The following is a 13,158-nucleotide window of genomic DNA, read 5'->3' on the forward strand; positions in this document are numbered from 1 at the left end:
CATGGACCGGCATGGACCGGCATGGACCGGCATGGACCGGCATGGACCGGCACCAGCGTGCGTCGGCCTGTGCCGGAACGCCGCGCGGGGGTGTGGACCGTATATTCGTAGATTCGGCGTATCCGGCCCATACCCCAGCGAAACGGGAGCGGCGATGGAGATCCTGGCCTTCGGAGTGCAGGCCGACGAGAAGCCCCTGATCGAGCACGCCTTCCAGGACCACCACGAGGTCCGCTGCCTGGGCGTCTTCCTCACCGAGGACACCGCCCCCATCGCCGCCGGCTACGAGGCCGTCTCCACCAGTGTCAACGCCGAACTCGGCGGCCGGGTCCTGGAGATCCTCGCGGCCGGCGGCACCCGGCTGATCGCCCAGCGCTCCACCGGCTTCAACAACATCGACCTGCACACCGCCGAGCGGCTCGGCATGACGGTCGCCCGGGTGTCGTCCTACTCGCCGTACGCGGTCGCCGAGTTCGCCTGGGCGCTCGCCCTCGCCGTCAACCGGCGTGTCGTGCGGGCCTCCACCCGCACCCGCGACTTCGACTTCCGGCTCGACGGGCTGATGGGCCGCGACCTGCACGGCCGTACCGCCGGAGTGATCGGCACCGGCAAGATCGGCGAGGCGTTCGCCCGGATCGCCCACGGCTTCGGCATGCGGCTGCTGGGCTGGGACGTCGCCGAGAACCCCAACTGCATGGAACTGGGCATGAAGTACGTCCACAAGGAACAGCTCCTGGCCGACTCCGATCTGGTCTCCCTGCACGTCCCGCTGATGCCGCAGACCCAGCACCTGATCGACGCGGCCGCCCTGAAGGCGATGAAGGACGACGCGATCCTGGTGAACTCCAGCCGCGGCGGCCTCGTCGACACCGGGGCCCTCGTCGCCGAACTGCGCGAGGGCCGTTTCACCGGCGTAGGACTGGACGTCTACGAGTCCGAGGCGGGCCTGTTCTTCCTCGACCGGTCCCAGGAGGCCATCGAGGACGACACGCTGGCCCGCCTGGTCACCTTCCCCAACGTCCTGGTCACCTCGCACCAGGCGTACTACACCGAGGACGCGCTGCGGCAGATCGTCGACGCCACCGTGCGCAACGTCCTCGACTACACGGCCGGCCGCCGCTCGGAGAACGTGCTGGTGCCGCAGAACTGACCCAGCAGGGAGGACACGATCGCGGCCCCGTCCAGCGTCAGCACCGACTCCGGATGGAACTGCACGCCCGCGAAGCCCGGCCCGCGCACCGCGTGCACCTCGCCGTCCGCGCTCCGGCTCACCTCCACGCCGTGCGCGGCCAGCCCGGCGTGCGCCTCGTCGTCGCAGCGGGCCACGAAGCTGTTGTAGAAGCCGACGGTCTCCGGGCGCCCGAACAGGTCGACCGTGGTCTGCGCGCCCTGGTACGGCACCTGCTTGCGGACGAGGTCCAGGCCCAGTTCGGCGGCGATCAGCTCGTGTCCGAGGCAGACACCGAGCACACCGTGCCGGTGCTCCGCGAGCGCCTCGGCCGTCAGGGCGCGCAGCAGCCGCATCTTCGGGTCGGCCGGATCACGCGGATCACCGGGGCCGGGACCGAGCACCAGGGGCCCCCGGTGCGCGCGGACGGCCTCCCGCAGCCCGTCCTCGTCGTAGCGGCGCACGGTGACGCCGAGCCCCGAGGAGCGCAGCACATGGGCGAGCATCGCCGTGAAGGTGTCCTCGCCGTCCACGACCAGCGCGTCCCCGGCCAGGGCGTTCGAGGGCTCCTGCATCCGCAGCCAGAACGGCGCCAGTGAGGCCCGGCGCCCGTCCAGCGCCGCCCGCACCCGCGGGTCCCCGGCCAGCCGGGGCAGCTCCCGCTCCGTGCGCGGCCGGCCCGGCCGCACCCCCAGCGCCGCCAGCACGCCCGCCGCCTTCGCGTGCGTCTCCGCGACCTCGCCCGCCGGGTCCGAGCCGCGCACCAGGGTCGCGCCGACCGGGACGCGCAGCCGCCCGGCCGCGTCGATGTCGGCGGTGCGGATCAGGATGGGGGAGTCGAGGGTCTGGGCGCCGCCCGCGTCCCGGCCGAGCAGGGCGAGGGCACCGGCGTAGTAGCCGCGTCCACCGGTCTCGTGGCGCTCGATGACCCGGCAGGCGTTCTGCACCGGCGACCCGGTGACGGTCGCGGCGAACATCGTCTCGCGCAGCACCTCCCGCGCGTCCAGGGAGGACCGCCCGCGCAGTTCGTACTCGGTGTGCGCCAGGTGCGCCATCTCCTTGAGCCGCGGCCCGACCACCACCCCGCCCCTGTCCCCGACCGTGCACATCATCTTCAGTTCCTCGTCGACGACCATCGACAGCTCCTCGATCTCCTTGCCGTCGGCGAGGAAGCCGAGCAGGTGCTCGGGACTGGGGCCCCCGGCGGGATAGCGGTAGGTCCCGCTGATCGGGTTCATCACCACCGTGCCGCCCGACATCCGCACATGCGCCTCCGGGCTCGCCCCGACCAGCGTCCGGTCCCCGGTGTGCACCACGAACGTCCAGTACGCCCCCCGCTCGCCCTCCAGCAGCCGCCGGAACAGCGCCAGCGCGTCGGCCCGGCCGAACCCGGGGATCTCGCCCTCGTACGTCCGCCGGATCACGAAGTTGGCGCCCTCGCCGGTGCCGATCTCCTCGTGCAGCACCCGGCCGACGATCCGCGCGTACTCCTCGTCACCGACGTCGAAACCGCCGCCCGCCACCCGCACCTCGTGCGCGGGCAGCTGCGCCAGCGCCTCGGCGAGCGGGATGCCGTACGCCTCCTCGGGGGTCAGCACCAGCAGCGGGGTGCCGTCGTCGCGGACGTCGAAGCCGCGCTCGCGGATCTGCCGGAACGGGACCAGGGCCAGGCCCCGGTCGGGCAGGTCGGCCAGGCGCTCGCGGGCGGTCACCGGGCCGACCAGCACCTCGACCATGTCGTGGTCGTGGCCGGGGGCGCGGCGGCGCAGCAGCGCGAAGGGGCGGGGGTCGGTGAGCAGCTGTGCCAGGTTCAGGTCCGGGTTCATGGGGCTTCTTCCCTCGGTTCCGTCGGTTTCGTCGGTTCGTGTCGAAATCCCGGCGAGGAACGGGCCCAGGTGCCGCAAACACCGAAGGCCGCCCCTCGGGCGGCCTTCGCGAAGTGTGGGATACGCGCAGTCAGCGGGCCGCCGGAGAAGCGGTCCACCACCAGCTCTGGATCTGGGTCGAGTGCGCGAACATGCCCCGCACCCTATCGCATGCGTCCCGCGCGCCGGGTCGCCCGGACGCACCACAGTCCGGTTTCCGCCGGGCGCGCCGGGTGGAAGGAGGGCGTCCGTCACCGCCTCCCGCCGACGGCGTCCGTCACCCAGGGCCGCCGCCCGCGCCCGACCGAGGAGCCCGCCATCTCCATGCCCCACCGGCCCCACCCGCCGCGCATGCCCCGTCCCCGCGCACTCGCCGCGCTGACCGCGCTCGCCGCCTGCGCCGCCCTCGGCGCCGGGGCGCCGGCCGCCGCCCGCACCCCCTCCGCCGACGCCGCGCGGGACGACTCGGTCAAGGCCGTCGCCTACCGGGGCCACACCTTCACCGTCCCGGCCGACTGGCCGGTCGTCGACCTCGCCGCCGACCCCACCGCCTGCGTCCGCTTCGACCGGCACGCCGTCTACCTCGGCGACCCCGGCGAACGGCAGGACTGCCCGGCCCACGTCACCGGCCGCACCGAGGCGCTGTGGGTGCAGCCCGCCACCGCCGCCGTGGCCGCCGTGACGGAGAACCGCACCGCCCACCTCTTCCGGGCCGCCGCGCCCGCCGAGGGCATCGCCGTCACGGCCCCCTACGGCACGGACCGCACCCGGATCGAACAGGTGCTGGGCAGCGCCGGACTGCCCGTGGCCGCCGCCCGGGGCGGGACGACGGACGCGGCCCCGGCCGTCCCGGCGCTGCCCGCCGACGTGACCGCGCACCAGGGCAAGGGCTTCGACACCTGTGCCGCACCCGGCCAGGCGGCCATGGACGCCTGGCGGGCCGGTTCGCCCTACGGCGCCGTCGGCGTCTACATCGGCGGGATCAACCGCGGCTGCGCCCAGCCGAACCTGACCGCCGACTGGGTGCAGGCCCAGTACACCAAGGGCTGGCGCTTCTTCCCGCTCTACGTCGGCCCGCAGCCCACCTCCTCCGCCGGCAGCTGCGGCAGCGGCTGCGCCGCCATCACCGACCCCGCCCCGCAGGGCACCGCCGCCGCCGAGGACGCGGCCGCCCAGGCCGCCGCGCTCGGCTTCGGCAAGGGCGCGGTGCTCTACGCCGACCTGGAGCAGTACACCCCCGGTGCGGCCGTCACCTCCCGGGTCCTCGGCTTCGTGACGGCCTGGACCGAGCGGCTGCACGAGCTGGGCTACCGCTCGGGCGCGTACGGCAGCACCTCCTCGCTCATCACCGATCTGGTCGCCAACGCCACCAGGACCACGCTGCCCGACGTGATCCACTTCGCCCACTGGAACGACCAGGCCGCCACCACCGACGACGCCCTCCCGGCCGGCCTGTGGGCCGAGCGGCAGCGGATCCACCAGTACGCCGGCGACCGGGCCGAGACGTACGGCGGGGTCCGGATCAACGTGGACCGCGACCAGCTGGACGTCGCCGCCGGAGCGTGAGCCGCGCGGTTCGCTCCCCGCCGCCGCGGGGCTCGGACGCCGGGTCCCGGGATCCGGCGTCCCATAGTTTGGGCACGGGGCGGACACGGCACACGCACCCCGTAGTCTGAACTTGTGAACGCAAACGCCTCCATCGTCGACACGCACACCTGGCGGGATCTCCCTGCGGCCCAGCAGCCGGAGTATCCGGACCAGGCCGCTCTCCGCAAGGTGACCACCGAACTGGAGAGCTTCCCGCCGCTCGTCTTCGCGGGCGAGTGCGACCAGCTGCGCGCCCGTATGGCCGCCGTCGCCCGCGGAGACGCGTTCCTCCTCCAGGGGGGCGACTGCGCCGAGGCGTTCGACGCGGTGTCCGCCGACGACATCAGGGCGAAGCTCAAGACCCTGCTCCAGATGGGCGCCGTGCTGACGTACGCCGCCTCGGTGCCGGTGGTGAAGGTCGGCCGGATCGCCGGGCAGTACTCCAAGCCGCGCTCCAAGCCGACCGAGACCCGCGACGGCGTGACCCTGCCGACCTACCGCGGCGACTCCGTCAACGGCTTCGACTTCACCGAGAAGGCCCGCGTCCCGGACCCGGAGCGGCTGAAGCGGATGTACCACGCCTCGGCCTCCACGCTGAACCTGGTGCGCGCCTTCACCACCGGCGGCTACGCCGACCTGCGCCAGGTGCACGCCTGGAACCAGGACTTCGTGAAGTCCTCCCCCTCCGGCCAGCGCTACGAGCAGCTCGCCCGGGAGATCGACAACGCGCTGAACTTCATGCGGGCCTGCGGCACCGACCCGGAGGAGTTCAAGACCGTCGAGTTCTTCTCCTCGCACGAGGCGCTGCTGCTCGACTACGAGTCGGCGCTCACCCGCACCGACTCGCGCACCGGGCAGCTGTACGACGTCTCGGCGCACATGGTGTGGATCGGCGAGCGCACCCGGCAGCTGGACCACGCGCACATCGAGTTCGCCTCGAAGATCCGCAACCCGATCGGCATCAAGCTCGGCCCGTCCACGACGGCCGAGGAGGCGCTGCAGTACATCGAGCGCCTGGACCCCGACCGCGAGCCCGGCCGGCTGACCTTCATCGTCCGGATGGGCGCCGACAAGGTCCGCGACAAGCTGCCCGAGCTGGTCGAGAAGGTCACCGCCTCCGGCGCGACCGTGGCCTGGGTGACCGACCCGATGCACGGCAACACCTTCGAGGCGGCCTCCGGGCACAAGACCCGCCGCTTCGACGACGTGCTCGACGAGGTCAAGGGCTTCTTCGAGGTGCACAAGGAGCTGGGCACCCACCCGGGCGGCATCCATGTCGAGCTGACCGGCGACGACGTCACCGAGTGCGTGGGCGGCGGCGACGAGATCTTCGTCGACGACCTGCACCAGCGCTACGAGACGGCCTGCGACCCGCGGCTCAACCGCAGCCAGTCGCTCGACCTGGCCTTCCTGGTCGCGGAGATGTACCGCGACCAGTGAGGCCGTGCGGCCGGCGGGGCGCCGGCCGCGGTGAGAGGGACGAGTGGGGCACGGATCACATACGGTCCGGGCCCCACCCGCTTTTCCCCCTCTGGCCCGGCGGGTAAGGTTAGGTTTGCCTCACCGAGAAGTCGGGGCGGCGCCACTGAATCCGACCCCCGCCGGGAGGTGACCCGCGTGTTCGTCTGCAGTTGCTTCGGCATCACCGAGCAGCAGGTCAAGCAGCACGCGGAGAACGGTGCCTGCACGCCCCGCCAGATCGCCTCGGCCTGCAAGGCGGGCACGGACTGCGGGGGCTGTGTGCGCCGCATCCAGGCCCTGCTCGGCCGGGGCGCGTGCCCCCGCCGGGAGCTGGTCGACCGCGGCGCCCCGGCCTTCCCGCAGATCGCGCGCACCGGCGCGGCCCTGGGCGAGAGCGAGCGGCGCGCCGCCTAGCGGGCGTCGTCCTTACGGCGTCGAGAAGCCGTGCGTGCCCGGACCCGAGGGGTCGGGCTGGCTCTGCTCGATCACCGTCGCCAGATACAGCGCCTCACCGAGCTTGTCCACCAGCTCCAGCTGGGTGTCCAGGTAGTCGATGTGGTGCTCCTCGTCGGCGAGGATCGCCTCGAAGATGTTGGCCGAGGTGATGTCGCCCTTGTCGCGCATCACGTCCACCCCGCGGCGCAGCCGGTCGATGGCCTCCACCTCGATCTGCCGGTCGGCCCGGAACATCTCGGCCACGGTCTGCCCGACCTGGACGTGGAAGAGCCGCTGGTAGTTCGGCAGGCCGTCCAGCAGGAGGATGCGGTCGGTGAGCAGCTCCGCGTGCCGCATCTCGTCGAAGGACTCGTCCCGGGTGTACTTGGCGAGCTTCGTCCACCCCTTGTGGTCCTGCAGCTTCGAATGCAGGAAGTACTGGTTGATCGCGGTCAGCTCGGCGGTCAGCTGCTCGTTGAGGAGTTCGATGACCTCGGGGTCGCCTTGCATCCTGCTGGGCTCCTTCTGTGCGGTCCGGTCCGATAGCGCCGCATGATTGCACCGGCGTGCACGCCCGTCCAGTAAGTTCACACTTAGTGGGAGATGCCTGAATTATTCCTGCGCTGGTCCGGTGCACCCCGTGCGGTCTGTCAGGATGGAGACATGGGTCAGCCGGTGGAACGCGCATCTGGGGACGCGTCGCACGCCGCGTCCGGAGGAGCCGTACAGCCGGAGCTTCCGCCCGGGCAGCGGCTGCAGCGCGGCTGGCCGGTCACGCACTACGGGCCGGTGCCCAAGTTCCGCCCCGAGCGCTGGGACTTCCGGGTCTTCGGCGCCACCGCCGACGGCGAGAAGCACAGCTGGACCCACGACGAGTTCACCGCCCTGCCGTACACCACCGAGGTCGCCGACCTGCACTGCGTGACGAAATTCAGCATGCTCGGCGCCGAATGGGGCGGCATCCCGGCCCGGACGGTCCTGGACATCGCCCCGCCCGCGCCGACCGTCACCCACGTGATGGTCTGGGCGGAGTACGGCTTCAGCTCCAACCTCCGGCTGGCCGACTTCACCGCCGCCACCACCCTGTTCGCCACGCACAAGGACGGCGAACTGCTCACCGCCGAGCACGGCTTCCCGCTGCGCCTGGTCGTCCCGCACCTGTACGCCTGGAAGGGCCCCAAGTGGGTGCGCGGCGTGGAGTACATGACCGCCGACCGCCGCGGCTTCTGGGAGGAGCGCGGCTACCACAACATCGGCGACCCCTGGCAGGAACAGCGCTACTCCTACCAGGAGGAGGCCGGGGACGGCCCCGGTCTGTGAGCCGGTGAGGCCGTCGCTCAGCCGTCCCTGAGCTTCTTCAGCCGGGCCACGTCGGCGGCGTGCCCCTCCTTGCCGCCGGGCGTCTCGATGACCAGCGGGACCCCCGCGGTGGCCGGGTGGGTCATCAGGGCCCGGAAGGGGTCCTCACCGATGTGCCCGGCGCCGATGTTCTCGTGCCGGTCCTTGTGGGCGCCCGCCACGTCCTTGGAGTCGTTGGCGTGGATCAGCTTGAGCCGCCCCTCGCCGACCGTCTCCACCAGCAGGTCCAGCGTCCGGTGCATGCCGTGCTCGCCGGTCAGGTCGTGCCCGGCGGCGAAGATGTGGCAGGTGTCCAGGCACACGCCCAGTCTCGGGTGGGCGTCCAGTGCCTCGAAGTACGGCCCGAAGTCCCAGGTCCGCGAGCACAGCGAGGCGCCCTGCCCCGCCGTCGACTCCAGCAGCAGGAACGGGTCGTCGTCGTGGGTCAGCTCGTCCAGCAGCGGCAGCATGTGCTCGCGTACCTGCTGGAGCGCCACGGACCGGTCCCGGCCCCCGGTCGCGCTGCCGGTGTGCACCACCACGCCCAGCGCGCCGATGTCCCGCGCCCGCCGCAGCGAGTGCCGCAGCGACGCGACGGACCGCTCCACGGTCGCCTCGGTGTGCGAGCCGAAGTTGATCAGGTAGGGGGCGTGGACGTACGCCGGGGCGGACTGCTCGGCGCAGGCCGCGCGGAACGCCTCGTCCTGCCGCCCGTTGCCGGCGGGCGTGGCCCAGCCGCGCGGATTGGCGACGAAGACCTGCACGGCCTCGGCCGCCAGCTCACGGGCGTAGGCGAGGCCCGTGGAGTGGAGTCCGCCGGCGACGGGGACATGGCCGCCGACCGGATTGCGGACACGGCCCGGTGCGGGGGAGGAGGCGGGGGACTGCTGGCTGCTCACCCGTTCAGGGTGTCATGCGGGCGGCGGGCACCGGGGCGCGGGCCGCCGTGATCCCCCTCTCGTGCGCCGGGCCGGTCCGGCTCACCGGATGGTGAGCGTGATCGTCGAGCCCTTGGGCGCCCGGTCGCCGCCCTTCACCGACTGCTTCTTGACGGTGTCGCCGAACAGCCCGAGCAGCCCGCGGTCCTCGTCGGACTTGAAACCGGCGTCCCGCAGGGCCTTCTCCGCGTCGTCGACGCTGTCCCCGGTCACGTCCGGCACCTCGACCAGCTCCGGGCCCTTGGACAGCGTCAGCGTGACCGTGTCGCCCTCGGCGGCCTGCGCGCCGGACGGCGGGGTCTGCCGGGCCACCTGGCCCTTGTCGAACTCGGAGTTCACCTGGGCGGGGGCGATCTCCACCTTCAGGCCCGCGTCCGACAGGTCGGAGCGCGCCTCGTCCGGGTCCTCGCCGGTGACGTCCGGCACGTCCACCGGGCGGCCCTTGCTGACGACGAGCGCGACGGCCGAACCGGCGTGCCGGTCGGTGCCCGTCTTCGGATCGGTGCTGATCACGGAGCCCTTGGCGACGTCCTGGCTGAACGCCCGGCTCACCATGCCCGGCTCCAGGCCGTCCTTCTTCAGCGCCCGCTGCGCCTCCCCCAGCGGACGGCCCTTGAGGTCCGGCACCCGCACGGTCTCGGGGCCGTCCGAGAGGGTGAGCGTCACCGAGCCGTTGCTGCGGATGCGGGCACCGGCCGCGGGGTCGGTGCTGAGGACCGTGCCCCGGCGGACCGTGTCGCTGTAGGCGTGCCGGACGCCCTTGACGTCCAGGCCGGCCGCGTCCAGCCGGTCCCGGGCCTGCGCCTCCGTCTTGGACAGCAGCGGCGGGACCTTGGTGAACTGACCGGAGTTGATGTACCACACACCGCCACCGACGCCCAGGACCAGCAGCACGGCGGCGACCAGGGTCAGCAGGCCGCGCCGGGCGCGGCGGCCGGTGCGGCGCCGCGGCGCGGGCGCCGGGGGCGTCTCCAGGCGGCTGGTGCGGTGCAGGGCCGCCGCCGCGCCGGTCCCGTCGTCCTCGTCGACGGGCAGCGGGCGGGGCACCGTCAGCGCGCGCGGGATCACGCTGGTGCGGTCCTCGGCGTTGTCGTGGCCCGCGGTGAGCGCCTGCGGCGGTACCGCGTCCAGCTGCCGCGGGCCGAGCGCCGCCCGGGCCTCGCGGACCCGCGCGAGCAGCGCCACCGCGTCGGACGGACGCGCCTCCGGGGTGCGCGCGGCGGCCGCCGCGACCAGTTCGTCCAGTTCGTGGGGGAGCCCGGGCACCAGGGCGGAGGGTGCGGGCACGTCCTCGTGCAGGTGCTGGTAGAGCACCTGGGCGGTGCTCTCGCCCTGGCGCGGCCGGGAGCCGGTCAGCATCTCGTACAGCACGACACCGCACGCGTACACGTCGACCCGAGGGTCCGCGGTGCCCTGCTCGATCTGCTCGGGCGCCAGGTAGGACACCGTGCCGAGCACCGCGCCGCTGGTGTGGGTGACCGTGTTCACGGCCCGTACCAGCCCGAAGTCGGCGACCTTCACCCGGCCGTCGTCCCCTATCAGCACGTTCTCCGGCTTCATGTCCCGGTGCACGAAGCCCGCGCGGTGCGCCGCGCCGAGCGCGGCGAGGACCGGCTCCAGGATGTCCAGCGCGGCCCGCGGCTGCAGCGCCCCGCGCTCGCGCAGCACGTCGCGCAGGGTGCACCCGGCGACGTACTCCATGGCCAGGTAGACGTACGACCCGTCGGTGCCCTGGTCGAAGACCTGCACCACGTTGGGGTGGTCCAGGCGGGCGGCCGACTTGGCCTCCCGGATGAACCGCTCGACGAAGGAGCCGTCGGCCGCGAGCGCCGGGTGCATCACCTTGAGCGCGAGGACGCGGTCCAGGCGGGTGTCCAGGGCCCGGTAGACCGTGGCCATCCCGCCGACGGCGATCCGCGCGTCGACGCGATAGCGGCCGTCGAGCACCTGCCCGACGAGAGGGTCCTTGAGGGTCGTATCCACGCAGCGAGTCTACGAGCAGCCACGGACACCCATGCCGCCGCGCGGGGCTCCACGGCGGTACTGAAGCCGTCCTGTGACGCTTCCCACGTACGTCCCGTCCGCCTCAGAACGCCGGCCGCTCCGGGTCCAGCGCGGCCAGGCCCTCGGCGGGCGAGGACGCCTGGGCGAAGTGCCGCCGGGGGATGCGGCCCGCGAGCCGGGCCAGCCGGCCCGCCGTCACCGCGTGCCGCATGGCCTCGGCCATCATCGCCGGCTCCTGCGCGCGCGTGACCGCCGAGGCGAGCATCACTCCCGCGCAGCCCAGCTCCATGGCCAGCGCCACGTCCGAGGCGGTGCCGGCGCCCGCGTCCAGGATCACCGGCACGCGCGCGTGCTCGACGATCAGCTGGAAGTTGTGCGGGTTGCGGATGCCGAGCCCGGACCCGATCGGCGAGCCCAGCGGCATGATCGCCGCGCAGCCCACGTCCTCCAGTTTCCGTGCGAGGACCGGGTCGTCGTTGGTGTAGGGCAGCACCGTGAAGCCGTCGTCGACCAGGGTCTCGGCCGCGTCGAGCAGCTCGATCGGGTCCGGCAGCAGGGTCCGCTCGTCGGCGATGACCTCCAGCTTGACCAGATCGGTGCCCAGGGCCTCGCGGGCCAGGCGGGCGGTCAGCACCGCCTCGCCCGCGGTGAAGCAGCCGGCCGTGTTGGGCAGCACCCGGACGCCCAGCCGCTCCAGCACGGAGAGCACCGAGCCGTGCACCGAGGGGTCCATCCGGCGCATCGCCACCGTGGTCAGCTCGGTGCCGGAGGCCACCAGGGCCCGTTCCAGCACCTCCAGGCTGGGTGCCCCGCCCGTGCCCATGATCAGCCGGGACGTGAAGGGCGCACCGCCGAGGACGAAGGGATCGTCGGCCATGGTCAGCCTCCTTGGACGGCGGTGAGGATCTCGACGCGGTCGCCCTCGGCCAGGGCCGTGGACGGCCACTGCGCGCGCGGGACGACGGTCTCGTTCAGGGCGGCGGCCACCCCGGAGGGCGCCGCGGTCAGCGTCCGTACGACGGTGTCGAGCGGTGTGCCGGACGCGACCTCGCGCCGCTCGCCGTTGACGGAGATGTTCATGCGGGCTGCTCCGTGAGTGCGACGGCGGCGAAGCGCCGCGGGGTGAAGGGGCGCGCCTCCTCGGGCAGCTCGCCCGTGGTCAGCACCTGCGCCATGACGTCCCCGGTGACGGGGGTGAGCAGCACGCCGTTGCGGTGGTGGCCGGTGGCCACCAGCAGTCCGTCCAGGTCGGTCGGGCCGAGCAGCGGCGCGTTGTCCGGGGAGCAGGGCCGCAGCCCGGCCCGGGTCTCGGTAAGCGGCAGCTCGGTGATCCCGGGCACCAGCTCGTGCGCGTCGCGCAGCAGCTCGTACACCCCGCCCGCGGTCACCGTGGTGTCCCAGCCCAGCTCCTCGCTGGTGGCCCCGACCACCAGCTCGCCGCTGAGCCGCGGCACCAGGTAGAGGTGGCCGCCGCGCACCACGGCCCGCACGGTGCGGCTCAGGAACGGCGCGTACCGCTTCGGCACGGTCAGCCGCAGCACCTGCCCCTTCACCGGCCGCACCGGCGGCAGCAGCGCGTCCGGCACCCCCGCCAGCCGCCCGCTCAGGCTGCCGGCGGCCAGCACCACCTGCCGCGCGCCGAGCGCCGTGCCGTCGCGCAGCACACAGCCCGCGGCCCGGTCCCCGGTCACGGTGAGCCGGTCGGCCCAGGCGCGGTGGAAGACCACGCCGGTGCGCTCGCAGGCCGCCACCAGCGCGGCGGCCAGCCGGCGCGGGTCGATCTGGTGGTCGCCGTCCACCCGCAGCCCGCCGCGCACGCCCGGCGCGAGCATCGGCTCCAGGCGCCGGCACTCCCGCCCGGACAGCCACTCCGACTCAAGGCCCGAACGCTGCTGGAGGGCGTGCAGCTCCCGCAGGTGGGCGCGGTCGTCGGCGTCCAGGGCCACGGCCAGCGTGCCGCACCTGCGGTAGCCGAGGTCGTGCCCGGTCAGCTCGGCCAGCTCGGCCGCGAAGTCGGGGTAGCGGCGGGCCGAGGCCAGATTGAGGCCGAGCAAAGTCTGCTCGCCGTAGTGCAGCTCCGTGACGGCGGCCAGCATCCCGGCCGCCACCTGCGCGGCCCCGCCGCCCGGCTCCGGGTCGACCACGGCCGTGGCCAGCCCGCGCTGGGCGGCGCGCCAGGCCGTCACGAGCCCGATGATCCCGCCCCCGATCACGAGGACGTCTGACGAACGTGACAACGACATGGGCGTCCAGCCCCTCCCTTCGCCGGCATGACCCGGATCAGGTTCGTACGGTCGGAGGCCGCCAGCCTCCCTCTCAGCCCGGTGCGTCCGGGCTCCCGCGAGTGCTTGTACGGTGGCCA

General features: G+C 73.4%; 13 protein-coding genes and 1 riboswitch. Of the genes, 5 read left to right on the forward strand and 8 right to left on the reverse strand.

The genetic code is table 11. The features are described 5' to 3' along the window. The first annotated feature begins 154 nt into the window (after positions 1-154). Positions 155-1,150 carry a 2-hydroxyacid dehydrogenase gene (locus ABZ858_RS01960; RefSeq protein WP_361371152.1) on the forward strand — a complete coding sequence of 332 codons (996 nt, stop codon included), beginning with the start codon at positions 155-157 and terminating at the stop codon, positions 1,148-1,150. Here the strand turns inward: ABZ858_RS01960 and ABZ858_RS01965 are convergent. Together ABZ858_RS01965 and ABZ858_RS01970 are read right to left on the reverse strand one after the other, a co-directional pair. Further along, positions 1,102-2,982 carry an anthranilate synthase family protein gene (locus ABZ858_RS01965; RefSeq protein WP_361371934.1) on the reverse strand — a complete coding sequence of 627 codons (1,881 nt, stop codon included), beginning with the start codon at positions 2,980-2,982 and terminating at the stop codon, positions 1,102-1,104. The genes ABZ858_RS01960 and ABZ858_RS01965 overlap by 49 nt on opposite strands. Positions 2,983-3,124: 142 nt before the next feature. Beyond that, the gene (locus ABZ858_RS01970) at positions 3,125-3,187 is read right to left on the reverse strand and encodes a trp operon leader peptide (protein WP_361371937.1); all 63 of its coding nucleotides are present in this window, start codon (positions 3,185-3,187) and stop codon (positions 3,125-3,127) included. A 197-nt stretch (positions 3,188-3,384) separates the two neighbouring features. Between ABZ858_RS01970 and ABZ858_RS01975 the strand changes: the two genes are divergently transcribed. The 3 genes from ABZ858_RS01975 to ABZ858_RS01985 all read left to right on the forward strand — a co-directional run bounded on the left by ABZ858_RS01975 (position 3,385) and on the right by ABZ858_RS01985 (position 6,495). Continuing rightward, the gene (locus ABZ858_RS01975) at positions 3,385-4,599 is read left to right on the forward strand and encodes a glycoside hydrolase domain-containing protein (RefSeq protein WP_361371154.1); all 1,215 of its coding nucleotides are present in this window, start codon (positions 3,385-3,387) and stop codon (positions 4,597-4,599) included. A 114-nt stretch (positions 4,600-4,713) separates the two neighbouring features. Further along, positions 4,714-6,060 (forward strand): class II 3-deoxy-7-phosphoheptulonate synthase, encoded by a 1,347-nt coding sequence (locus ABZ858_RS01980; protein ID WP_361371157.1) that lies wholly within the window; start codon positions 4,714-4,716, stop codon positions 6,058-6,060. 177 nt (positions 6,061-6,237) lie between these two features. After that, complete coding sequence (locus ABZ858_RS01985; protein ID WP_361371160.1) at positions 6,238-6,495, forward strand: (2Fe-2S)-binding protein; 258 nt, start codon at positions 6,238-6,240, stop codon at positions 6,493-6,495. Between the two features lie 12 nt (positions 6,496-6,507). On the opposite strand, the gene bfr is transcribed toward ABZ858_RS01985, so the two are convergent. Further along, the gene (gene bfr / locus ABZ858_RS01990) at positions 6,508-7,026 is read right to left on the reverse strand and encodes a bacterioferritin (protein ID WP_361371163.1); all 519 of its coding nucleotides are present in this window, start codon (positions 7,024-7,026) and stop codon (positions 6,508-6,510) included. A gap of 153 nt (positions 7,027-7,179) precedes the next feature. Here bfr and ABZ858_RS01995 point away from each other — a divergent pair, with 153 nt between their 5' ends. Beyond that, on the forward strand, positions 7,180-7,836 hold the full coding sequence (locus ABZ858_RS01995) for a sulfite oxidase-like oxidoreductase (protein WP_361371166.1): 657 nt from the start codon (positions 7,180-7,182) through the stop codon (positions 7,834-7,836). 17 nt (positions 7,837-7,853) lie between these two features. On the opposite strand, the gene ABZ858_RS02000 is transcribed toward ABZ858_RS01995, so the two are convergent. The 5 genes from ABZ858_RS02000 to thiO form a co-directional block, all read right to left on the reverse strand. Continuing rightward, the gene (locus tag ABZ858_RS02000; RefSeq protein ID WP_361371169.1) at positions 7,854-8,753 is read right to left on the reverse strand and encodes a deoxyribonuclease IV; all 900 of its coding nucleotides are present in this window, start codon (positions 8,751-8,753) and stop codon (positions 7,854-7,856) included. A gap of 81 nt (positions 8,754-8,834) precedes the next feature. Beyond that, complete coding sequence (gene pknB, locus ABZ858_RS02005) at positions 8,835-10,775, reverse strand: Stk1 family PASTA domain-containing Ser/Thr kinase (protein WP_361371172.1); 1,941 nt, start codon at positions 10,773-10,775, stop codon at positions 8,835-8,837. A gap of 103 nt (positions 10,776-10,878) precedes the next feature. After that, positions 10,879-11,673: a thiazole synthase gene (locus ABZ858_RS02010; RefSeq protein ID WP_361371175.1), complete on the reverse strand. Its 795-nt coding sequence runs from the start codon at positions 11,671-11,673 to the stop codon at positions 10,879-10,881. 2 nt (positions 11,674-11,675) lie between these two features. After that, a complete protein-coding gene (gene thiS, locus ABZ858_RS02015; RefSeq protein ID WP_361371178.1) occupies positions 11,676-11,876 on the reverse strand; it encodes a sulfur carrier protein ThiS in 201 nt (66 codons plus the stop codon). Next, complete coding sequence (gene thiO, locus ABZ858_RS02020) at positions 11,873-13,039, reverse strand: glycine oxidase ThiO (RefSeq protein ID WP_361371181.1); 1,167 nt, start codon at positions 13,037-13,039, stop codon at positions 11,873-11,875. Before thiO ends, thiS begins: the two co-directional genes overlap by 4 nt. Next, positions 13,037-13,148, reverse strand: a riboswitch (TPP riboswitch). Its footprint overlaps the gene before it by 3 nt. Positions 13,149-13,158: the final 10 nt, after the last annotated feature.

Source organism: Streptomyces sp. NPDC047017 (assembly GCF_040644175.1).
Lineage (GTDB): Bacteria > Actinomycetota > Actinomycetes > Streptomycetales > Streptomycetaceae > Streptomyces.